The organism is Pseudoalteromonas sp. Cn5-37, from assembly GCF_021532495.1.
GTDB classification, from domain to species: Bacteria; Pseudomonadota; Gammaproteobacteria; order Enterobacterales; family Alteromonadaceae; genus Pseudoalteromonas; species Pseudoalteromonas simplex.
The window spans coordinates 381,413-405,949 of the sequence record NZ_JAKGBA010000001.1; the positions used below are offsets into that span (position 1 = coordinate 381,413).

Annotated in this window: 18 protein-coding genes; 4 read left to right on the forward strand and 14 right to left on the reverse strand. The window is 40.0% G+C overall.

The window, feature by feature from the left end; all coding sequences use genetic code 11:
* Positions 1-288: 288 nt before the first annotated feature.
* The 3 genes from L1266_RS01785 (at position 289) to L1266_RS01795 (ending at position 3,328) form a co-directional block, all read left to right on the forward strand.
* Entirely contained in the window at positions 289-1,575 is a 1,287-nt protein-coding gene (locus L1266_RS01785) for a citrate synthase (RefSeq protein ID WP_054551373.1), read from the forward strand.
* Positions 1,576-1,686: 111 nt separating this feature from the next.
* The gene (locus tag L1266_RS01790) at positions 1,687-2,901 is read left to right on the forward strand and encodes an aminotransferase class V-fold PLP-dependent enzyme (protein ID WP_235376691.1); all 1,215 of its coding nucleotides are present in this window, start codon (positions 1,687-1,689) and stop codon (positions 2,899-2,901) included.
* A gap of 13 nt (positions 2,902-2,914) precedes the next feature.
* Positions 2,915-3,328, forward strand: a complete 414-nt coding sequence (locus tag L1266_RS01795) for a SufE family protein (protein WP_235376692.1) — start codon at positions 2,915-2,917, stop codon at positions 3,326-3,328.
* Positions 3,329-3,331: 3 nt separating this feature from the next.
* On the opposite strand, the gene tcdA is transcribed toward L1266_RS01795, so the two are convergent.
* The 7 genes from tcdA to L1266_RS01830 are packed head-to-tail and all read right to left on the reverse strand — an operon-like array spanning position 3,332 to position 10,667.
* Positions 3,332-4,126 (reverse strand): tRNA cyclic N6-threonylcarbamoyladenosine(37) synthase TcdA, encoded by a 795-nt coding sequence (gene tcdA, locus L1266_RS01800; RefSeq protein WP_138600668.1) that lies wholly within the window; start codon positions 4,124-4,126, stop codon positions 3,332-3,334.
* On the reverse strand, positions 4,127-4,801 hold the full coding sequence (locus L1266_RS01805) for a TIGR01621 family pseudouridine synthase (protein WP_235376693.1): 675 nt from the start codon (positions 4,799-4,801) through the stop codon (positions 4,127-4,129).
* A gap of 3 nt (positions 4,802-4,804) precedes the next feature.
* The gene (gene kdsB / locus L1266_RS01810; RefSeq protein ID WP_235376694.1) at positions 4,805-5,560 is read right to left on the reverse strand and encodes a 3-deoxy-manno-octulosonate cytidylyltransferase; all 756 of its coding nucleotides are present in this window, start codon (positions 5,558-5,560) and stop codon (positions 4,805-4,807) included.
* Positions 5,548-5,745: a Trm112 family protein gene (locus L1266_RS01815; protein WP_036968654.1), complete on the reverse strand. Its 198-nt coding sequence runs from the start codon at positions 5,743-5,745 to the stop codon at positions 5,548-5,550. The genes kdsB and L1266_RS01815 overlap by 13 nt, the downstream gene beginning before the upstream one ends.
* On the reverse strand, positions 5,735-6,712 hold the full coding sequence (gene lpxK, locus L1266_RS01820) for a tetraacyldisaccharide 4'-kinase (protein WP_235376695.1): 978 nt from the start codon (positions 6,710-6,712) through the stop codon (positions 5,735-5,737). The genes L1266_RS01815 and lpxK overlap by 11 nt, the downstream gene beginning before the upstream one ends.
* Positions 6,712-8,454, reverse strand: coding sequence for a lipid A export permease/ATP-binding protein MsbA (gene msbA / locus L1266_RS01825; protein ID WP_138600660.1), 1,743 nt, complete (start codon positions 8,452-8,454; stop codon positions 6,712-6,714). Before msbA ends, lpxK begins: the two co-directional genes overlap by 1 nt.
* Before the next feature lie 59 nt (positions 8,455-8,513).
* Positions 8,514-10,667, reverse strand: a complete 2,154-nt coding sequence (locus tag L1266_RS01830; protein ID WP_235376697.1) for a DNA internalization-related competence protein ComEC/Rec2 — start codon at positions 10,665-10,667, stop codon at positions 8,514-8,516.
* A gap of 96 nt (positions 10,668-10,763) precedes the next feature.
* On the opposite strand from L1266_RS01830, the gene L1266_RS01835 reads away from it, so the two are divergent.
* The gene (locus L1266_RS01835; protein ID WP_054551382.1) at positions 10,764-11,273 is read left to right on the forward strand and encodes a DUF2062 domain-containing protein; all 510 of its coding nucleotides are present in this window, start codon (positions 10,764-10,766) and stop codon (positions 11,271-11,273) included.
* A gap of 78 nt (positions 11,274-11,351) precedes the next feature.
* Here the strand turns inward: L1266_RS01835 and L1266_RS01840 are convergent, their stop codons facing one another.
* From L1266_RS01840 to L1266_RS01870, 7 genes are all read right to left on the reverse strand, one after another.
* Positions 11,352-13,097 carry a DUF3466 family protein gene (locus L1266_RS01840; protein ID WP_194441518.1) on the reverse strand — a complete coding sequence of 582 codons (1,746 nt, stop codon included), beginning with the start codon at positions 13,095-13,097 and terminating at the stop codon, positions 11,352-11,354.
* Positions 13,098-13,108: 11 nt separating this feature from the next.
* Positions 13,109-15,019, reverse strand: coding sequence for an ATP-binding cassette ATPase Uup (gene uup, locus L1266_RS01845; RefSeq protein WP_235376698.1), 1,911 nt, complete (start codon positions 15,017-15,019; stop codon positions 13,109-13,111).
* A 14-nt stretch (positions 15,020-15,033) separates the two neighbouring features.
* Positions 15,034-15,267 carry a glutaredoxin family protein gene (locus L1266_RS01850; RefSeq protein WP_054551385.1) on the reverse strand — a complete coding sequence of 78 codons (234 nt, stop codon included), beginning with the start codon at positions 15,265-15,267 and terminating at the stop codon, positions 15,034-15,036.
* Positions 15,260-17,377, reverse strand: a complete 2,118-nt coding sequence (rlmKL, locus tag L1266_RS01855) for a bifunctional 23S rRNA (guanine(2069)-N(7))-methyltransferase RlmK/23S rRNA (guanine(2445)-N(2))-methyltransferase RlmL (RefSeq protein WP_235376699.1) — start codon at positions 17,375-17,377, stop codon at positions 15,260-15,262. The genes L1266_RS01850 and rlmKL overlap by 8 nt, the downstream gene beginning before the upstream one ends.
* A gap of 391 nt (positions 17,378-17,768) precedes the next feature.
* A complete protein-coding gene (locus L1266_RS01860) occupies positions 17,769-18,299 on the reverse strand; it encodes a cell division protein ZapC domain-containing protein (protein ID WP_138600650.1) in 531 nt (176 codons plus the stop codon).
* A gap of 120 nt (positions 18,300-18,419) precedes the next feature.
* On the reverse strand, positions 18,420-19,430 hold the full coding sequence (pyrD, locus tag L1266_RS01865; protein ID WP_235376700.1) for a quinone-dependent dihydroorotate dehydrogenase: 1,011 nt from the start codon (positions 19,428-19,430) through the stop codon (positions 18,420-18,422).
* Between the two features lie 114 nt (positions 19,431-19,544).
* Entirely contained in the window at positions 19,545-24,383 is a 4,839-nt protein-coding gene (locus tag L1266_RS01870) for an NAD-glutamate dehydrogenase (protein WP_187489256.1), read from the reverse strand.
* Positions 24,384-24,537: the final 154 nt, after the last annotated feature.

A 24,537-nucleotide genomic window follows, 5' to 3' on the forward strand; every position in this document is an offset into this window, starting at 1 on the left:
TGCAAAACTCAAATGTAAAAATAAAGTTTACCTACAGACAATACGGTATAAAACCTTGGATAGTATATATAGCCAAAGGTCTTTTTACAATTCTTGTTTAGTAAGAGACGTTTGCGAATTAGCCAATAGTATAATATTTAATCCTGACAGAATATTTATTATCCATTTGTGCATAATGTTTATAAAAATTGACTTTATACCCCTCTTTCACGTTAAAATGAAAAGAATGTGCTTAAACAGATTCAGAACATAACAATCAGAGTTGTTATCTTAATAGGAGATAAATAGATGGCGGATAAGAAAGCCACGGTCCATATTGATGGTCTTGATCCAATCGAACTTCCAATTTACCAAGGCACTGCTGGCCAAGACGTAATCGACGTACGTACGTTAGGTTCACACGGTCACTTCACTTACGACCCAGGTTTCATGTCGACCGGTTCTTGTGAATCTTCAATCACTTACATCGATGGCGGCAAAGGTGTTCTATTACACCGTGGTTACCCAATCGAGCAATTAGCTGATGAATCAAACTACATCGAGCTTTGCTACTTACTATTAAACGGCGAATTACCGACTAAAGAACAATACGAAGCGTTTGCTCAAGAAATCACGCATAACACAATGCTTGATACTAAAATCGCAAACTTCTTCCAAGGTTTCCGCTTTGACGCTCACCCAATGGCAATGCTGTGTGGTGTTGTAGGTGCTCTTTCTTCTTTCTACCACGAAGATTTAGACATCACTGACGCAACACAACGTAAAACAAGCGCAATCAAGCTAGTTGCTAAATTACCAACTATCGCTGCGATGGCTTACAAATACAATGTAGGTCAACCGTTCGTTTACCCACGTAACGACTTAAGCTTCGCTGAAAACTTTTTACACATGATGTTCTCAGTACCAGCTGAAGAATACAAAGTAAGCCCTGTTCTTGCTAAAGCAATGGACAAAATCTTCATGCTTCACGCTGACCATGAGCAAAACGCATCAACGTCAACTGTTCGTCTAGCTGGTTCTTCAGGTGCTAACCCTTACGCGTGTATCGCGGCTGGTATCGCATCTCTATGGGGCCCTGCGCACGGTGGTGCTAACGAAGCATGTCTTAACATGTTAGAAGAAATCGGCTCTGTTGACCGTATCGACGAGTACGTTGCTAAAGCTAAAGATAAGTCTGATCCTTTCCGTCTTATGGGCTTTGGTCACCGTGTATACAAAAACTTCGACCCACGTGCGACAGTAATGCGTCAAACATGTCACGAAGTACTTGCTGAGCTAAACATTCAAGATCCACTTCTTGATATCGCTATGAAGCTTGAGCAAATTGCACTTGAAGACCCATACTTCGTTGAGAAGAAACTTTACCCTAACGTAGATTTCTACTCAGGTATCATCTTAAAAGCAATCGGTATTCCAACAAGCATGTTCACTGTAATCTTTGCAATGTCACGTACTGTTGGTTGGATCTCTCACTGGGATGAGATGCTTTCTCAACCTGGTCACAAGATCAGCCGTCCTCGTCAGTTATACACTGGTGAAACTTCACGCGATTACGTGCCAACAGACAAGCGTTAATACGAATTTGCGTTTAAAAAAGGCCGCTATGCGGCCTTTTTTGTTGCCCTGCACTTGTCTATTTGTGCAAAGTAATTAAAATCGTCGCATTCTTGTAGCTTAAGGCCTTTCATGTTCGATATCACAAAAATACGTGCTGACTTTCCAATATTGAATGAAACAATCAATGAGCAGCCTTTGGTGTATTTAGACTCAGCGGCTACCTCGCAAAAGCCCCAAGCGGTTATTGATGCCCTTGCACGCTTTTATAGTAATGAGAATGCCAATGTGCACCGCGGCCGCCATACCCTCAGTGAAAACGCGACACGCAACTATGAACAAACCCGAACGCTACTTGCAGATTATTTTTCTGTAAAAAGTAATGAGATAGTGTGGACCAAAGGCGCAACCGAATCGATTAATTTAATCGCAAATGGTCTGGTTTCGAGGCTTAATCCTGGCGATAAAATTGCCCTATCAGCCATTGAACACCACGCCAACATAGTCCCTTGGCAACAGCTAGCTCAGCGTACCGGTGCAGAAGTCATTATTTTGCCGATAGAAAATGATTTAACTATTAATAGCGTGCACTGTAGTGAATTTATCAAGCAACAAAAGCCTAAAATAGTCGCTATTACCCATGCATCAAATACTCTTGGTAATATTACTGATTTAGCGCCAATCATTAGCGCATGTAAAGCCATTAATGCTATTTCGGTTATTGATGGTGCGCAGGCAGCGATGCATTTACGCCCTAATTTACAAGAAATTTCCTGTGATTTTTACGTGTTTTCTGCCCATAAAATGCTCGGGCCGACAGGTTTAGGAGGCCTATATGGCCGATTTGAGCTGTTAAATTCGCTCGATGTATATCAAACCGGTGGCGAAATGATCGAAACAGTGAACCTAACACACAGCACTTTTCGTGATGCGCCGGGTAAATTTGAAGCAGGAACACCCAATATTGCAGGTGTCATTGCCTTTAGTGAGGCAATAAATTATTTAATATCGTTAGATTTTCAGCAAATGCGTCAACATGAGCATACAGTTTTTGACTATGCGATAAAACAATTATCAGCTATTGATGGTATTAATATCTATTCAAACCAAACAGATAACATCGGTAACATTAGTTTTAATTATCGTGATGAACATCCGTTTGATTTAGCCACCCTACTTGATGGATTTGGCGTTGCGGTACGTAGTGGCCATCATTGTACGCAACCTATAATGAGTCATTTAGGCATCCCAGGTACTGTACGAGCAAGTTTTGCGTTATATAACACTAAAGCTGATGTCGATGCCTTTATCAGTGCTGTTAAAAGTAGTATTGAGTTATTAGATTAATTTTGGATAAGTTATGAATTCAGCGTTTGAAGCCGTTAGTAAAAACATTGAAACAGTTGCTGGGTGGCAGCAAAAATATCGCCAAATAATGCTCTTAGGTAAGCAATTACCTGTTATGCCTGAAGTACTCAAAGTAGATGATGCTCTAGTTAAAGGCTGTGAAAGTAAAGTTTGGCTATATATCGACTTTGATCACACAGAAAACAGCCTGGTTTTAGCGGGCGATTCAGATACTCGCATCGTTAAAGGACTATTGGCTTTAATTTTAGCCTTATACAATGGTCTAACACCGGAGCAAGCAGCGCAAATTAATGCATATGATGAATTTGAACGACTCGGTCTAATTAGTCATTTGAGCCCTTCTCGTGGTAATGGTATTAAAGCCATGGTTGATAAAATTCAAACCATGGCTGAACAAAAACAATAAGTTTTATAAACTACGCTGTTTTTTATCGAGGTATTTTCTAATCGCTTTGGCTGCAACAAAAAAGCCAAAGCTGCCTGTTACCATGGTTGCAGAGCCAAAACCATTATTACAGTCCATATTCATTGAACCATCTGCACCTTGTTTTGCTTGGCAAACCTCACCTTCAGAGGTTGGATATACAAGCTGCTCTGTAGAATAAACACAATCGACGTTAAATTTTCGCTTTGGATTGCTACTAAAGTTGTACTGTTTTCGCAAAATATAACGTACTTTTGCAAGCAATGGATCATGAGTTGTCTTTGCAACGTCACCAAAACTGATTTGACTCGGGTCGGTTTGCCCGCCTGCGCCTCCGGTGGTAATAACCGGTAGTTTTATGCGTTTACAGTGAGCAATAAGCGCAGCTTTTTCTTTTACAGCATCAATACAATCAATCACATAGTCAAAGCCTTTAATATGCTCACGAATGTTATCTAGCGTAATGAAATCGTCAATAACATTAATTTTGATATCTGGGTTTATCAACTCACAACGTGTTTTCATCGCTTCTACTTTTGCTTCGCCTACGGTGCCAGTTAAAGCATGAATTTGACGATTAACATTGGTTGCACAAATATCATCTAAATCAATGAGGGTTAATTGCCCTACACCCGTTCGAGCCAATGCTTCAGCAGCCCAACTACCTACGCCACCAATACCAATGACACAAAAATGTGCTTGTTGTAACCAATCAAATTGTTGATGACCATATAAACGTTTAATGCCACCAAAACGGATGTCTTGTGTTGTTTCTTTCATTTACCAATCCAACGTCCAAGGAGCTGTCCACTCTTTGAATTCGTCTGAGTTAAAAACTTCATTAAGATGAGCACCTAAAGTGTAATCGCATCGATATTCTTTAAGCTGCCCTTTATAGCTAAATTGTAGTGCATAGGCATGCAAGTTTGTGCGCTCGTCTTCACTACCCGCATAGGTACTATCACCTAGAATTGGAGCGCCTAAGCTTTTCATTGCGACTCTAAGCTGATGTGTTTTACCAGAGAATGGCTTTAACAAGTATGCACGAAGCCCTGGTCGAATACTTTTTGAATAAAAGCGTGTGATAGCAGGATTCGTTTGGCTCTTTAACAGCTTAAATGCACCACGACGACTTTTTTGCATATCCCCTTTTATCCAACCTTGCTTTTTCTTAGGCTTAGCATCACTAACGGCCAGATAAAACTTATTTATTTTATGATCAGAAAATAGCGAAGTGAATTCGGCTGCAGCTTCTTTGTTACGGGCTAATATAATTAAACCTGATGTCACTTTATCTAGCCGATGAACCGGATAGAGCTTCTCATTAACAAGCTCTTCAGCAAGTACGACAAAACCAGCACATTGTTCACTATGAAAGCTCACACCTGCTGGTTTATAAAAAACAAAAAAGTCATCTTCACTGGCATGAAGATGAACATTGTTTACATCATGCATTTTTTAGTTGCCAAGTACTGCAATAACGCGCGCTAAATCTTCAGGAGTATCTACGCCTGCTTGCGGTGCACACAGAGCTTTTGCGATTTTAATTTTGTGACCATGATAAAGTACACGAAGCTGCTCTAATGACTCTAAAAGCTCTAATCGAGATTCTGGTAATTCGATGTAGTCTTTAATGAAGCCAGCACGATAAGCATAAATACCAATATGGCGCGCAAAATCAGCAAGATTTAGCTTATCTTTGTCATCATTCATCATCGCATCACGGTGATAAGGGATAGGCGAGCGCGTAAAATACAGTGCGTTGTTGTCTGCATCGTTAATGACTTTCACGCAATTGGGATTAAATATATCGTCAATCTCATCAATGCTGGTGCTCAAAGTCGCCATTGACGCATCAGAATCAGCAAGTAGCATGGCAACTTGAGATACATTTTCGCTTGCCAATAAAGGCTCATCACCTTGCACGTTGACAACAATAGTGTCACTTTCAAGTTTTAACTGTTCAACAACCTCAGCTAAACGCTCTGTGCCTGATTGGTGATCTTCACGTGTCATCAATACATTATCAGTAAACTTCTTTACTGCATCAAACACTGTTTGATGATCAGTCGCTACATAAACTTGTGATGCACCTGACGCAACTGCTTTTTCATACACATGTTGGATCATTGGTTTACCACAAATATCAGCAAGTGGTTTACCTGGTAAACGCGTCGATGCGTAGCGAGCTGGGATAACGACTACGAATTCCACTTATCAACCTCTTCTTGGCTTAATTCACGGGCTTCATTTTCTAAAAGCACCGGGATATCGTCTTTGATTGGGTACGCTAGTTTTGCAGCGGTACTGATAAGCTCTTGATTTTCTTTATCAAGACGTAATTTACCTTTACACACTGGGCAAGCGATAATTTCAAGTAATTTTGTATCAAAGGCCATTGAGGATCCCTTTTTGTTTTAATAATAAATTAAGTTTTTCGATAACTGCTGCTGTTGGCTTTGCATCAACAGGTAAATAATACCAATTTGGTTTAGCAAAACTAAAGCATTTAACGGCATCTTTTTCTGTCATAAATACAGCGTCATCTGCAAAATCGCTAAAGTCATTTGCTTGGTAGGCATAATGATCACGAAAATGATGAGTAGATAGTAAGTTAATGCCTTGCTGCTCAAGACTTATTTCAAAGCGTTTGGGGTTACCAATAGCACTGACCGCATGGCCTTTATCTTGAACTGAATTGGCGAGTTCTGAATTACTCACAGTTCGAAATGGGCTTGATGCTAAATCATAGCGGCTTTGTGCGTTGCCACCATTTTCTATGACTAAATCAACCGATTTTAAGCGCGCTTTTGTTTCACGAAGTGGACCTGCAGGCATTAATAAACCGTTACCAAATTGGCGTTCACTATCAACAATACAGCACTCGATATCACGCGCCATTTTATAATGCTGCATGCCATCATCAGAAATAATGACATCGATATCATGTTGCTCTAACTTTTTTATACTAGCTTGTCGGTCAGGGCCAACTATTACAACACAACCTAGGCGGCGTTTAATAAGTACAGGTTCGTCACCTGCTTGCGTTGTCGTCGTTTGTTCTGTCACTAACAGTGGATACGAATCAGACTGACCACCGTAGCCACGGCTGATCACCGCCACTTTTAAACCTTGCTGCTGTAAGTACTCAGCAAGCCAAATAACAAAGGGCGTTTTGCCGTTTCCACCCACACTAATGTTACCAACAACAATGACAGGAACATGCGCTTTAAAAGCCTTAAGTATATTTAGCTTATAAAACAAAGCACGAAGCGTTGAGATAAGCCAAAAAAGCACACTCAAAGGCAAGAGTAAAATGCTTAATAAACCTGGTTTTTTATACCAGCTTTTTTCAATAACACTCACTACTGCTCACCAAACTGCATCTTACATAACGCACTATAGGTACCGTCTTTTTCAAGTAGCTCGCCATGCGTGCCCTTTTCGATAACTTGACCATGGTCGATGACATAAATGCAATCACTGTTTTCTATTGTTGATAAACGGTGTGCTATCACAATCGATGTTTTTTCTTTCATTAAGCTATCAAGTGCTTGCTGGATAAGTTTTTCAGATTCAGTATCAAGCGCAGATGTCGCCTCATCAAGAATCAAAATAGGGGCATCTTTTAATATTGCACGTGCTATGGCTATTCGCTGACGCTGACCGCCTGATAACATAACGCCATTTTCACCCACCATGGTATCTAAACCTTCTGGTAAGTCTTTAACAAACTCCCAAACATGGGCTTGCTTAGCAACCGCCATTAACTCCTCGTTTGTTAATTCGCGGTCAAGGCCATAGCAAATATTATTCGTGATGGTGTCGTTAAATAAAACCACTTGCTGTGAAACCAGTGCAAATTGCTTACGTAAGTCTGTCAGTTTGTAATCAGCAATGTTGACGCCATCAAGCAAAATTTCACTGTCACCTTCAAGCTCATAATAACGCGGCAATAAATTTGAGATGGTCGATTTACCTGAGCCAGAACGGCCAACCAATGCTATGCTTTCGCCGGCATTAATCGAAAGTGATAAATTCTTTAATACAGGTTCATCTTTCGTTGGGTATTTAAAGGTCACATTGTTCACTTCAATTTTCCCAGTTACTTTAGCAACGCTGTAGGTGCCTGTGTCTTTTTCTACCTCTTCATCAAGTACCAAAAAGATACTTTGCGCTGCAGAGATACCACGTTGTAAATCGCTATTAACGTTTGAAAGTTGCTTAAGTGGACGCAGTAACATCATCATTGATGAAATTAGTAATACGAAGTCACCTGAACTGATGGTATCAATCATTGACGGCATAGACACAACCCACAAAATCACCGCCATCGCGCTTGCTGCCAAAATTTGGATAACAGAAACGCTTAACGCTTTAGTTGCATCCATTTTAATGCGCTGCTGACGATTATGATTATTAATAGCCGAGAATTGCGATATCTCTTGCTGTTGACCACCAAAGCCATGTATCACTTTATGACCAGATAGCATTTGCTCTGAGCTGCGAGTTACTTGGCCCATAGCAGATTGGATTTTTTTCGAAATCATACGAAAGCGTTTCGATACAAAGGCAACGATCACGGCCACAAGCGGAATAATAACTAAAAATATTAGTGATAGCTTCCAGCTGGTATAAAACATATTAAAAAGTAAGAAAACAACAAACGCCCCTTCTCTAACAACAATTAACAGGGCTTTGGTAATGGCTTGTTGAACCTGCTCAGTATCAAAGGTGATTTTAGAGATTAAATCGCCATTTGAATTTTTATCATGAAAAGACACCGGCAGATGTAAAATATGTTCGAATAATTGTTGGCGCAACGTTCTTACAACTTGAGAGCCAACATAACTTAAACAGTACGACGACATATAGTTAAACATGCCACGACCTAATACCAATGCAATCACAACAAATGGTGCATAAGTTAAAACATCAGTGTTACGATCATTTAAACCTTCATCAATGAAGGGCTTCATTAAATTGATAAACAATGCATCCATGGCTGAATAGCCAATCATGCCTACAATGGCGAAAAACGCGATTAACTTATAATCACCCACATAACTGATTAATCGCTTATAGATTTGGGATGTAGTTTGATCCATAACACTCTCTTATTCATAGACTTCGACTATTGTAGCCTTTAGGGGGGAAAAACAAAACGTCAATCTTGTTCGAACCAATAACTTTCCTGCTCTCGCGCAAATTCTAAGCGATACGTATCTGAATAAAATTTTATGCGTATATGGCCATACTTTGCCGTCGATAACTGCTGTATATGGTGTTGGTTATAACGATTTACAACCTCTGGGTGAGGAAAGTGCCATTGCCCTTGGTAAGCAGATGAATGGATAACTACTTCAGGATTTACTGCATCTATAAATTCATAACTTGACGAGGTATTACTACCATGATGGGGGCTTATTAAAATAGTCGCTCGTAAATCCACCTCCTCTTCAACAAGTTTAGCTTCTGCCGCTGCTGATATATCTCCAGTTAGTAAAAGTGAATAATTAAAACCTGTTACTTTTAATAAGCAAGATTGGTCATTGCGACTCGCTTTTTCTACCTTTGCTGTAAAACTTCTGATATTAAGCTCAGCAAGTTTGATGGTGGTTGTTTTGCACTTATTTAACAGCCCCTGAGGATGAAAAGTAGCTAAAGTGTGTTGATAGCCAGCCTCTTTCCAACTGGCTAAACCGCCAGAATGATCGTTATCTAAGTGGCTTATTATGGTGGCAATCACAGATAGCTGCTGTTTATTGATGTTGTTAAGTAATACGCGGTGTACATAATCATAACGGCCAAAATACTGTGGGCCTAAATCATAAATTATCGCTTTATTTTTGCTTCTTACCATCACCATTAAGCCATGCCCGACATCAAACACATCCAACTGAAACTTAGCTTCTGGCTGTAATTTACTATCAACGGCATATATACAAACAGGAATTAAACACACATATTTATTAGGGCTAAAGTACAACAGCAGAAGTGTTATGTAACTGATGATCAATAATGAGAAATTAAACTCATTGAACGACAACCAACGCCAGTCATTAGGGATAGAAAGCAATAGTTGATAACTAAAATACAGGGCAATGTCGATAAGTGATAACAGACCTGAAATATCCAGTAGGCTAGAAATCAGACTATAAAAAATCAACAAAGGCAATAACAGCACACCGACCAAGGGCACAGCAATAAGGTTAATCAATAAACCTATCACGCTAGTACCTGAGAAGTAATATAAGGATAGCGGTAGTAAACCAACAAATAAAGCGCATTGAACTTGCAGTAGCTGTACAAATCGCTTTAAAAAACTAAGTGACAAATTAATTGTTTTTTTAGTCAGTAGAAAGATGACCGTAACGGCCAAAAAACTGAAATAGAGCCCAGGATTCAACAGCGTAAATGGGTCTATAAACAACACCACACTCAAGGCGTACAAAATTGAACGCCAACGCACTGGGTTTTTTCCTAAGTTATAGATTACAAGGTAGCAGCCTAACATTAGCAGCGCCCGGCTTGCAGAAACTATAAAATCACTTAAGTAAACATAAACGAGCGAGCAACTGAACCCTATTACAACAAATAGCTTATTTAATTGAATTGATTGGCTTACACGAAAGTGACTCACTCTTAACAGCCACTTACTACTATAAAAACCGACTGCGAAGATAAGTCCGATATGAAGACCCGAAATAGCAAGTAGATGAGACAATCCTAATTCACGCAAATGCTTTCTATCTTCATAACCTATTTTACTTTTGTCACCGGTTAAAAGCGCATAATAAAGCCATTGTAATCGTGTGTTTGCCGTAATTTTATCAATATAAGTGCGGTAACTAACACGCAGGGAGTCATATTGATGATGATTTAAATAGCTTATCTCTCCTACGCTTCGGCCTTTATAAAATACTCGCTCAAGTAATGCTTGCCGTTCTCTACTAAAACTGTAGAAATTTATTACTGATCGATAAGGTTTAAGTTTGAGTACTGCGCTTAATTCATCTCCACTAGTAACCGGTTTATCTGAAGTAATGCTGAGCATTGCATTAGGAGCAGGTCGGATGCTTGTAGGGCAAGATTCAATATGTTTCAGACTTGCTTTAATGTAGTAAGGGCTTTGTTCACTGTATGTTTCAACTACCTCAAATCGAACTAATCGGCTTTGTTGATAATCGATTTGACAGTCAGAGATTGAGTAAAAGACGAAGTAATGAAAAATCACTACCAAAATAGCGCAAATAAACCCTGACAATAGAGTTAAAAAAGGCTTAAAATAGGCACCTGCTAGCAATACAGCAAAACTCATTATATAAAACGCCGCAGTGTCAAATGTATATAGGGTGAAAAAACAGCCTATGACAAAGCCGCTGCATAACCAAATAGATGTAAATGGTTGCTTTAAATGGCTAAGAAAACGATCCAACGCTTTTTACCAGATCATAACAAGGTAAAAGAACACAAGTATTTAAGAATTTTTGGTCGTTTATTGCATGATGCCAATTTATGGCACTTAAATAGACGCTCAGCACGTGGTGCATTTGCGGTTGGTTTATTTTTTGCGTTCATCCCTGTTCCTTTTCAAATGGTTCTTGCAGCCGCCCTGGCTATTCCATTTCGAGTAAATTTACCGATTTCTGTTGCAACCGTGTGGATCACGAACCCACTAACCATGCCTCCTATTTTCTATTGTTCATATATTGTAGGCACGATTGCCCTTGCTCAGCCACAACAGCACTTCCAATTTGAACCAAGCTGGCAATGGTTTATAGATAGCCTTACAACAATTGGCCCAGCCTTTTTAGTTGGCTCACTTATTTGTGCTACTGCTGCTGCTATCATCGGTTATTTTGCTACCGACATGCTTTGGAAACGCTCAGTCCGAAAAGCATGGATACATCGCCATAAAAAATAACTGATTTCAGTATAGACAAAAAACCCAGCTTAAAGCTGGGTTTTTAATATTGATTAGTAAGTCTCGATTACGAAACGATTACTTTTTAAAGAAGCGACGTGCAGCTGCAAATGGTAATAGCAATAAAGCATACCATGGGAAGCTTGCTGATTGACGCTCGTATTGTTCAATCTCTTCTGCAGGACATTCTTCAACACTGCCATCAATTGGTGTTAACTTAACAGCAACAGCAATACTTTCATATTCGATATTGCCATCAACATCAACTACAACATTACCGAATGAATCTGTCTTTTCAACAGTTTTAGTCGCAACACCAAAGATTTCATTATTGTTGTTAATTGATTTCGCTTCAGCAACCGTATATTTAAAGCGAGTCTCACCATCTTCTTCATAACAAGGTAACAAGTCATTGAGATTAACTATAGAATCATCACCCACCGTATAAATAAAGCCTTCTCTACGACGAGTAGTGGTGTTATAGATATCTGTTTCACCTTCACCAACAATAATACCGTTATCATTAATATCGTTTGCAACTGAGCTAGAGCTAGAGAAATAATCGGATGGGAAAACTACACTATCGCTTTTTTTATCATAATAAAAAAACTTAGTGCGTGTTGCTGTGTCAATTCTTTTAGCAGCATAACCAACAATAATATCATTATTATTTACAGCTAAAGCTTGTCCCGAAGTCCAATCATCGTCTTGGTCTATAAACTGTTTTACTTCACCATTTTCAAAGATAACTGGCATTGTAATTCTAGTATCGGTGTCTTTGTAACGAACATCTGATGTACCCACAATTAAACCTGAGTCGTTCAGAGTTATTGCGTTGCTACGAAAAGCGAAATCTTCATCATCTTCTGGTGTTAAACCTAAACCATACAATTCTGTATTAGTGATGTTTAAAGAGCTATCTAACGTCCACTTAACAGCACGCTTGTTAAAAATACCCGCCGTATAGCTTCGATTGTATGTTTCGACACAGTCTGAGACTGGTTCATCTTCACCATCACAGTTATCAGTAATATCATCGAGAGGATCAACTGCGATATCAATTGAAACACTACCTACAACCTCATAGCCGTTAGTTGTTTTGATAATATCATTTGCTGTACTAATACCGCCGTACTCGTCGAACTCTGGTGCAAGTTCAACTTTTACACCGTCTTCTGTAATTACAATAGCACGACTAATAAAATCTCTTAAGAAATGTGTTTCCTCTTCATCTTCATCAGTTTGTGTAAACGATGTTTTTTCATATGGGGCACTCCCCCAACCAACCATAACACCATCATCACTAACTGCATTTAGGATGTTCGTAGTTGAACGCGTTAAGCCATCATAATCTAGTGATTGCTCATCGAATAATACCTGTTCCGAAACACCCTCGGAGCCGTATATCGTCGCAGCTACACTTGATAGTTTCTGATACTCTGAATTAGTTAAACGGTTAGATTGAGTGTCTGTAATAAAATCAATCATAAACTGATGGGCATCAGCATTGGTATTCACTGCATCATTATTTTCAATATCATCTAATGTAAAAGTAATCTCTTTGTCTATTGATTCAAAATATGATTCACGAGCATCATAGGCATTTTTGATAGCAGAGTCTGTAAAATCAATATATGAGATATCAATTGGTAACCTATAAAGAGAATTGGCTATACCTATAATATGACCATTCTCACTGACATCTGTTACGTAATTATGTTTTGCTCCGTCTAGCCCACCTAATTCTTCTAATTTATAGGTTGCGCTCATCGCTGAGGTACTTAGGGTGGCTAAAATACTGGCAGCGAGTAATTTGTATTTCATTTTAATCCTTACTACTGATTCTTTAAATCTTCGAGTTCTTCCCAGCGCTCAAAAGCGATTTCAAGCTCAGACTCTAACTCGGCTAAATGGTTCAATGCTTCTGTTGTAATTGCAGCATCTTGCTTAAAAAAGTCAGGGTCATTAACCACAACTTGCTGAGCGTCTAACGCTTTTTCAAGTTGTTCCACTTTACTGGGTAATTCTTCTAATTCAAGTTTTAATTTGTAAGAGAGTTTATTACTTTTCTTTGGTGTTTTATCTTGGCTAACAACGGCCGGCTTTTCTTGCTTAATTTGTTGCTGTTGTTGTTTTTCTTGCTCAGCTAAATGAGCGGCATACGCTTCATAGTCGCTATAACCACCAACAATGTCGGTTATCTTGCCGTTACCTTCAAATGCCCATACAGAATTACAGGTATTATCAATAAATTCACGGTCATGGCTTACAATCAGCACGGTGCCCTGATATTGGTTGATGATCTCTTCTAAGAGCTCTAAAGTTTCAATATCGAGGTCATTGGTTGGCTCATCGAGAACAATAATGTTAGATGGCTTTAAAAATAACTTTGCTAATAATAAGCGGTTTTTCTCACCACCTGATAGCGCTTTTACTGGCGTACGCGCTCTTGCCGGTGGAAATAAGAAGTCTTGTAAGTAACCAAGCACATGACGTGAGCGCCCGCCCATCATCACTTCTTGCTTACCTTCAGCTACGTTATCTTGTACTGTGGCTTCTTCATCAAGCTTTTGACGATACTGATCAAAATAAGCAAACTCTAAATTAACACCTTGCTTAACACTGCCGCTATCTGGTGTTAAGTCACCAAATAAAATTTTAAGCAGTGTTGTTTTGCCAATACCATTGGGTCCGACAAGGCCAACACGATCGCCACGCATAACAAGGGTCGAGAAATCCTTCGCGATCACTTTATCTTTAAATGCATGACAGATGTTTTTCGCTTCGAATACTAATTTACCTGAACGCTCCGCTGTTTCAATATTGAAATCGGTTTTACCGACCTGATCAACACGCTGCTTACGCTCTTTACGTAACTCTTTTAAAGCGCGCACACGGCCTTCATTACGCGTTCTACGTGCTTTAATACCTTGGCGGATCCACGCTTCTTCTTCTGCTAAGCGTTTATCAAATAGTGCGTTTTGTGTTTCTTCTACTTTTAAATCATGCGCTTTTTGCTCAAGGTACGTCGCGTAATCGCCAGGGTACGAAACCAGCTTACCACGGTCTAAGTCAAGAATACGGGTTGCAACTGCTCGAATGAATGCACGGTCGTGAGAAATAAAAACGATACCGCCTTTAAACTCTTTTAAAAACTGCTCAAGCCAAATAACACTACTCATATCTAAGTGGTTGGTAGGCTCATCAAGTAGCAGTAAATCGGGTTCACTAACCAAGGCTCGTGCAAGGGCAACTTTACGTAGCCAACCACCCGATAATGATTCAAGCTTGGCTTCTGGGTCTAGCTCTAAACGAGATAAAACGAGCTGAATACGGGTATCAAAACGCCAGCCATCAACGGTTTCTAATTGATTAGATAAACGCTCTAATTTGTTAAGCAATTTATCGTTATAGTCAGTTTGCATTTGATTACTAACTTGGTGATATTCTATCAGTAAGTTAGCGATGTCAGGCATACCCTGCGCTACATAATCAAATACTGAGCCTTCCGCCCCTTTTGGTGGATCTTGCTCTAAACGTGAAATGCGAATACCGCCTAATTGGTTGATTTCGCCATCATCCAATGTCACTTGGCCATCAAGCACTTTTAGTAGTGTTGATTTACCTGCACCGTTTCGACCAACGATACAAACACGCTCACCTGACTCAATAACGGCATCAGCATCATCTAGTAGCGGATGCGTACCATAAGCAAGTTGAGCTTTGGCTATTCTGATTAAATCCATCGTGATTACTACTCTTATTCTTTATTATCAGCAATAAATTGCGCTAATTGCTCAGCATCAAAAGGCCAAAATAATTTCTCGCCTTGATGAGATTCCACAACCGGAATACTGGTTTGGTAAAGTTCAATCAGCTGTTCACTGTCCATAATGTCTTTTGCTACAAACGAAGCGTTTGCAGCAATTAATAATTCATCGGCCATTTCACACAGATGACAGCCATCAGTGTGGTACAGGGTAAAATTAGCCATGAGTAATAAGCCAGCTATTATGAATTTGCTTATTACGTTTAAAGTCTGGTGATAAAGTCTTGTCAGAAATGTTTTCTGCTTTTAAACCCAGCCCCATTAGCCCTACTTCATCCATGTTAAAGCCACGCTTATTGTTTGAGAATATAAGCGTACCGTTCGGGCTTAAAATCTTCTTAACCCAGGTAAGAAGTTTGATGTGGTCGCGCTGAACATCAAACGCATCTTTCATACGTTTTGAGTTTGAGAACGTCGGTGGATCTAAGAAAATTAAATCATATTGGCCTTGTGCATACTCAAGCCACTTCAAGCAGTCAGCTTGTTCAAAACGATAACGTGTATTGCTAATGTCGTTAAGGGCAAAGTTTTCTTGTGCCCATTTTAAGTAGGTTTTTGACATATCAACCGTGGTAATGGCTTTAGCACCCCCCACAGCAGCATGCACAGATGCGCTGCCCGTATAAGCAAATAAGTTTAAGAAGCGTTTGCCCTGTGCGTTTTGTTGAATATAACGACGAGCTAAACGGTGATCTAAGAACAAACCAGTGTCTAGATAATCAAATAGATTAACTTTGAATTTAGCGCCAAACTCTTCAACGACTTGCGTACGATTTTGTTTTGCTACCTTGGTATATTGTTCTTCACCTTTTTGTTTTTTACGCACTTTAACCGCAATGTTTTCTGGTGCGATATTTAACTGCTCAGCGGTCAAGCTGATCACATCTTGCAAACGTTTTTGAGCCGTATTGTCATCGATTTCTTTCGGTGCAGCATATTCAAAAATAACCGCAGAATCATCGTATACATCAACAGCTACGTTATATTCTGGAATATCCGCATCATAAACACGGTAGCAGCTCACTTCATTTTGCTTTAACCAGTTCTTTAAATTTTGCTTATTTTTCTTTAAACGGTTTGCAAAGGCGGTTGAACCTTCAAAGTTAAGAGCTGGCTTGTCTTCTTTGCTAAGTTCTACTTGTTTATCGTCTAGTTGGTATAAATTCAACACAACATCTAACGGGCCATTTTTAAATTTATAGCGTTTTAACTTAACTAACTTTAATAACTTAAATAAGCTTTCGTCAGTGCCAAGCAAAGCAAGTTTCCAATGATTAAAGTGCTTTTTGAAGCCAACACCTAAGCTACGGTGTAAGTTAACCAGCTCAGCCATTGAGCCTAAACGTTCACCATAAGGTAAGTTTGAAATCACTACACCAGGTAGTTTCGCAACGGAGGTTAACTTAGTGGCATCGCTTTGTTTAAACTTAATAACATTACCAAGGTCTGCACGCTCTGCGTTTTCTTGCGCTTTTGCAATCACACTTCCGTCAATATCATGGCCAATAAGCCAAAGTTTAGGATCTGTAATTTGTGCAGTTAGTTCTGCTTTTAATTCTTTGTACTTTTGAATACGGAAACTAGGCAGGCGCTCAAAGGCAAAACCTTCACGGAATAAGCCCGGTGCTTCATTGCGAGCCATGCTTGCAGCTTCAATTAAAATGGTACCCGAACCACAACATGGATCGAATAAAGGTTGTTGCACGTTTTCAAGCCAACCACTTCTTTTTACAAGAGCAGCAGCTAAATGCTCCTTAATCGGCGCTTTACCTTGATCTTGACGATAACCACGCTCAGATAAACGCGGGCCAGAATAATCGATATAAAGCGCAACACCTTGACGGTTCAATCTTGCTACAACTCGAACGTTGGCATTGTATTTATCAACATCTGGACGTTGTTCGAACAAATCAGCGAAGTAATCAACAATCGCATCTTTTACAACTAGACCTGAAAATTGCGTATTTTTTAAGTCGTTATTTGTACCACTAAAATCAACAGCAAAGGTTTGTTTAGGGCCAAACCACTCCTGCCAAGGCTGCAAGCGTGCGAATTGATAAAGGCTGCCTTTGTCTTTTACGCCTTCTTTTTCTTCTATCAGCATCATGATACGAGTCGCAAAACGGCTCGATAAACAAATCTTTTGTGCTAACAAGCTATCTGCTTCAAAACGTACAGAGCCCACGGTTTGTTTTGAGACTTCGGCACCGAGTGCTGTAAGCTCATCAACAAGTAAATTTTCTATTCCGATAGAAGTAAGTGCGATAAATTGCAAAGTAAAAACCCTTAAATGCTAATTGCGCAGGATTATAGCATAGCTTGGCGAACAAAAACGCCAACATTTGCAGGGATAGTAGGGCGTGTTGACTTTTTTTGATTAATTTTGCAGCAGTGTGTTTGGTATTTTGGCAAGGCAGAGCCTATGTAGTGTGATTGTTTCCCATAAATAGGCGATAACGCAGCATAAATGCCAAACACGCGCTGCCCTTCGGGTTCTTCCTAGGGGCGATTAACTCTTTGTTACCTACATGGATGTAGGTAAGGGGCGTGAGCATGACGCGGTAGCTTTGCTCGGTTTTTACTTAGCCCACTAGGTCACAAATCTCGCGCCGCGATTAAATCGCCCCTAGAGTGAACAAATTTTAATTCACAAAGGTCAACACGCCCTAGGCTGATTTGAACTGTTTTTGTTGAATATAAACAGGATGGATACGGTTATTTAAAACCTTAATAGCTTCAAACTGTTCAAGAGAAAGGTTTTCATCTAGTTGAAAGTGTTGGCTTAAGTTAATACATACCGAGGCTTCGCTTGAGTGGTCAACAATTAAAAACTCACCTTCTTGTGCCTGCGAGCACAATTTAACCACTGCTTCAACACTTGGCTGGCTGCCATGATACTCATGAAAGAACCAACTTTTTGCAAGTACAGGCTTTAAATGAAATTTGACCGCAGTGGCATTTAGCGCGATTTGGCAAAGCTGTGCAGGGTTCCACAGTGAGAATGTTTCGAGGTATTGATAAACTTGCTGATAAAATGCAGCATCTTCAAGGCTAAAGTTTGGCTCTTGTAAAACAGCATCAGTAAGTTGGCGAAGTTTGTAAGGCGTGCACAGTTGCATATCTTGGTCAAGGTCAACCAAAAGACGATTATTTTTCGCACAAGCAAGCCATTTCCATTGCTTAGATGCTTGTAACATGTCTCCTCCCTAACGAATAAATACTGTGCGCTTAATCATAAATTATAACTAAAGCAGACCATTAATAAAATGATTTCTTAGAACATTTTATTAATGATCAATTGCTTAGATAACTGATCCTTATAAGCTATTTAGGATCGTTTTTACCAATTCTGGGCCTTTATAAATGAATCCAGTGTAAACTTGTACAAGGTCTGCACCAGCTGCAAATTTCTCTTTTGCAGAATCCGCATCATCAATACCACCCACACCAATGATAGGTAGTTTACCTTCGGTTAAACGCTTAAGCTCACTAACCACGTGGGTTGAACGCTGACGAACTGGTTGGCCAGATAAACCGCCCGCTTCGTTTGCGTATTGTTGACCTTGTACCATCGCGCGCTCAAGCGTGGTATTTGTAGCAATAACACCATCGATCTTATTGTTGATCAATGACTCACTAACTTGGCCAATTTGAACTTCATCAAGATCAGGGGCGATCTTAACTAGCATAGGCACTTGTTTGTTATGTTTAGCAGCTAGATCAAGTTGTTCATTCTTTAAGCTTTGCAATAAGTCATCAAGCGCTTCACCATATTGTAAGTCACGAAGACCTGGGGTATTCGGTGAAGAAATATTTACTGTGATATACGATGCATGCTCAAATACTTTACGCATACAGTGAATGTAATCATCTTTACCCTGCTCGTTAGGTGTATCTTTATTTTTACCAATATTAATACCTAGAATACCGTCGTATTTCGCTGCTTTAACATTGTTAACTAGGTTATCAACGCCCTTATTGTTAAAGCCCATGCGGTTAATAATCGCATTTGATTCAGGTAAGCGGAAAATACGTGGCTTGTCATTACCCGCTTGAGCACGTGGTGTAACAGTACCTACTTCAACAAAACCAAAACCCATTTGCGAAAATGCATCAATACACTCGGCATTTTTATCTAAGCCTGCCGCTAAACCGACTGGGTTTTTAAACTCTAAACCTAAAAAGTTAACGGGTTTATTAGGGACAGATTGAGACCACGCAGCACTCAATGGCGTATGAGCAAATCGGCGTAAATTATTAAGTGCAAATTCATGAGCCCACTCCGCATCACGGGTAAACATAAAACGGCGAGCTAGATCATAAAACATGGTTTGTTCCTTAGGTAAAAATAAACAAGGTAGCCGTTTATAAACGGACCATTGCAAATTAAGGGCAAAAAAATACCCCAGCGAGCTGGGGTATGTATTTTAACGACTTTTCACTTATTTGGAAGTGTCACAGTTGTGGCTTAACAACATTAGTTCACGAAGTGCCACTGAGAATTTCGCAAAATCATGGCTTTGCGATGTTTTGAACTCAGATAGCATCTGCTTCCAACGTTGTAATAGTAGATCTTGGTTATCCATCCACTCATCAATTTGTGCATCAATGTCTTTGCTGTCTGCAGCAAAGCTATTAAGTACCACAGCTGATAATGTGCGTTGTTGCCAATCCAACTCTTCACGGTATGAAGCACGAGCAAGTGCTTGCCAGTGGTTCGCAACAGGTTGGTTGGTGATTTGGTCAAGGAACCAATGTAAGCCCATACGCGCACCAAGCTTGAAGTAGGTGTTAGAAACCATATCAATACTACGCTCTGAATTATCTGCGATTTCAGCTAAGTCCATTACAGAGAATAAGCTTGATAGTGACACAATACGTGTTGCAAGTGCTTTTGGTACATTGCTGTCAATTAGCTTCTCTGCCGCTTTAACTAGGCGATCGCTTTCTTTTTCAACCATGTAGCTGTTTAAGTTTTCACTTAAATCAGCAAATGTTGGTGCAAAGAATTCAATTGCTTGTTCAATCGTTTGAGCTTTATTGCGATGACGTAAGAACCAACGTGTTGCACGACGAACCGTACGACGTAATTGATATAGCATTTCTGTTTGTACAGCTGCTGGGATCTTATTATCAAGTGCAACAATTGATGACCATGTTTCTGGCATCTGGAACACTTCTTTTGCAATTGAGTAACAAAGTGCGATTTCAGCTTCGTTAGCACCTGTTTCTTCGTGCATACGAATCATGAAGTTAAGACCCATATCGTTAACGATGTTATTTGCAAGTTTCGTTGCGATAATCTCTTTACGAAGTGGGTGGTTATCCATTGCATCGTTGAACTTCTCACGAAGTGGCACTGGGAACGACTTAACTAATAACTGACGGTAGTAAGGGTTTTCAGTGATTTCATCAACCACTAGAGACTCTTTTAATACCATCTTCGCGTAAGAAACAAGTACAGAAAGCTCTGGACGAGTTAAATCTTTACCCGCTGCTGCGCGCTCTGCAAGTTCTTCATCCGTTGGGATGAACTCGATTGCACGGTTAAGCTTGCCATCTTTTTCAAGGGCATGGATGAAACGTACTTTTTCTTTAAGCGTTGATGTACCTTTTGATTGAGTAATCGATAAGGTATGCGTTTGACGATAACAGTCTTTTAATACTAACTCAGACACTTCATCAGTCATTGAATAAAGTAACTCATCACGCTGTTTACGTGTTAAGTCACCTTCAGCAACTAGACCATTAAGTAAGATTTTGATGTTTACTTCGTTATCTGAACACGCAACACCACCTACGTTATCGATGAAGTCAGTGTTAACGCGACCGCCTTTAGCAGCAAATTCGATACGACCTAATTGAGTTGCACCTAAGTTACCGCCCTCACCTAAGATCTTCGCACCAAGCTCAGAACCGTTAATACGTAGCGCATCATTCGCGCGGTCACCCACATCAGCATCAGTCTCTTTAGAGTTCTTGATGTAAGTACCGATACCACCATTCCAAAGTAAATCAAACTCCATCATTAGAGCCGCTTTGATTAACTCGTTAGGTGTCATGCTTGCTTTCTTAGTGCCAAGCATTTTCTTCATTTCTGGGCTTAAGCTAATTGATTTAGCCGCACGAGAGAAAATGCCACCACCTTGTGAAATAAGGTCTTTGTTGTAATCTTCCCAAGAAGAACGCGGTAGATTAAATAAACGCTCACGCTCTGGGTAAGATGTCGCTGCATCTGGGTTTGGATCAACAAAGATATGCATGTGGTTAAACGCTACTTGTAAGCGAATGTGCTTAGAAAGCAACATACCATTACCAAATACGTCACCCGCCATATCGCCGATTGCTACAACAGTGAAATCAGTTGTTTGACAGTCAATATCCATTTCACGGAAATGACGTTTAACAGATTCCCACGCACCTTTAGCAGTGATACCCATTTTCTTGTGGTCGTAACCTACTGAGCCACCTGATGCGAATGCATCACCTAGCCAGAAGTTATATTCATTTGCGATGCCGTTTGCGATATCAGAGAAAGTCGCAGTACCCTTATCGGCAGCAACAACTAAGTACGGGTCATCTTCATCATGACGAACAACATCAACTGGTGGCACAATCTCACCACGTTCAATGTTATCTGTGATATCTAATAGACCACGGATGAAAATCTTGTAGCACTCTTGGCCTTCTTTGAAGAATGCTTCACGGTCTGTCGGTAGCTGTTTACATACGAAGCCACCTTTCGAACCGACTGGCACGATAACCGTATTTTTAACTTGTTGCGCTTTAACAAGACCCAGTACTTCAGTACGGAAGTCTTCACGACGGTCTGACCAACGTAAACCACCACGAGCAACTTTACCACCACGTAAATGCACACCTTCAACGCGCGGCGAGTATACAAAGATCTCAAACGCAGGCAGAGGTAATGGCATTTCAGGGATCATAGAAGGCTGAACCTTGAACGATACGTATGACTTAAATTGGCCATCCGCTTCTTTTTGGAAGAAGTTCGTTCTAAGAGTTGCATTGATCATATCAACGTATAAACGAATGATACGATCATCATCTAGGTTTGCCACGTTTTCAAGCTCAAGATTAACTTGTGCAACTAGCTTCTCAAGTGTCTTTTCACTACCTGGGTTCTTAACTGAGAACTTTTTAGTGAATAAGTTAACGATTTGCGATGCAATGTGTGGGTAATTTGCAAATGTGCTTTCGATGTAAGTTTGCGAGAAAGTTACACCAATTTGACGCATGTATTTAGCGTAGGCACGAAGAATAGACGCTTCACGACCTGTTAAGCCACCCATTAATACTAAACGGTTGAAGCCATCATTTTCTAAACGGTTATTCCACACGTTCGTTAACGCTGCACGGAAACGCGCTGACACTTTATCAAAATCAGCAATGCCCTTGTTGTCAATTAGCATGGTGAAATCCATGATCCAATTAACTTTACCGTCAGTCGTTTTCACTGAGTAAGGTGTTTCACCAACTACGCGTAAACCAAAGTTTTCTAACATTGGCATAACGTCAGACAGGTGGATTGGCTCATCTTTATGGAATAAGCTTAAACGAACAACATTAGTGTTTGCTTCTTCTTGTGGACGGTAGAACAACATTTCTAGTTTGTTCTCGTCATTCAGAAGTTCTAGCTTTTCAATATCAACAACCGCTGCACTTGGTAAAACCTGATCTTTATACGCACTTGCAAACGCTTGTGCATATTTACGGTTTAATTCTTTACCGCGTGCTTCACCTGCGCTTTCAAGTAGTGCAGATTGGAGTCTATCTTCCCAAGTACGGGCAGCTTCAATTAGGTTGTTTTCGATGTCTTTCACGTTATATTCAATATTATTGTCAGTCACACGCACCGTGTAATGTGTACGGGCTAATGTTGACTCAGAGAAGAAAGTAGTAAATTCGACTTTATCGTCAGAATTAAATGCATTGGCTAAGATACGTTGCGTTTCACGACGTAGTGCTGTGTTATAGCGCTCACGCGGTACATAAACCATGCAAGAGAAGAAACGGCCATATGCGTCTTTACGCACAAAAATACGGCACATATCACGCTCTTGTACTTGTAATACGCCCATGGCAACTTCAAGTAGTTCAGCTTCACGTGCTTGTACAAGTTCATCACGTGGATACGTTTCTAAAATATTTAATACCGCTTTGTATGCATGGGTGCCTTTTGCAAAGTCACACATTTCCATAATGCGGTTAATCTTACTTTTCAGTACAGGTACATCAGCGGCGCTGTTGTTGTAAAAGCTTGATGAGAACAAACCAAGGAAGCGGTCTTCACCAATTACATTGCCCTCATCATCAAAACGCTTAATACCTACATAATCGATATACGCTGGACGATGTACACGTGACACTGAATTTGTTTTCGTTAAAATTAATAAGTTGCTGCTACGGGCTTCTTGGCGCGCTACTTCAGGTAACTCAGAAAGTAAACGGCTATGCTCTTCGTCTGTGTTTTTCATAAGACCAAGGCTGGTACCTTTTTTACCTTTTAACTGGTAATCACCCTGCACTGGCGAAAGTTCATACTCACGGTAACCCATTAGCGTAAAGTTATCTTTAGCTAACCAATCTAAAAACTCTACCGTTTCTGCAACTTCGCTTTCGTTATTGTTATGGTGGCGTTTTGGTAAGTCTTTCGTTACCGCAATAAGCTTTTCACGAATTGGCTGCCAATCTTCTACAGCGATAGATACGTCAACTAACACAGACTCAAGTTCTTTTTTGAAAGACTCAATTACTTTTGCATCTGTTTGACGATCAATCTCGATAAAGAACACAGTTTTTGTCGACGTTGATTCTTGCTCTGCTTTTAAGCTTGAAATACCGGTGATTTTAGCATTTTTATCACGTTGGATTTTCAGCGGAGAGTGAAGTAATAAGTGAGAAGCGATGTTTGCGCGAGTCATAGCCATGCGCACAGAATCAACGAGGAAAGGCATGTCTTTCGCGATGATTTCAACAATAGTGTGCGATGACTGCCAGCCATCTTTTGCTACTTCAGGATTGAAAACACGGACAACCGCGTCATCAGAATTATTTTTTTCTAGCGAGTTCCATAGGCTTAGTGCAGCGCCATATAAGTCACTATCGTTGCGATGAGCCAAATCCTCTTTAGACATATTGCTGTACAAGGCTTTGGCGAATTTCTCAACGAGTAACACATTATCAGCGTGAACTTTTTTCTGGATCAGCTTACAGACATTATCTAAGATAACCGAGGCTTGCCCTTCATTTCGTGTCATTGTATGTTCCTTAATCTATACTACTTATCGATTAGTAGAATATTTGTACAGCCATTTATTAGCGTGGAGTCAGGTAAATTCTAACTCTTTTACAGCTAATAAACAGCCTTTTCGATGAAATCATTTTAAGCTTTTCAGCTATTTGGTCATCTAT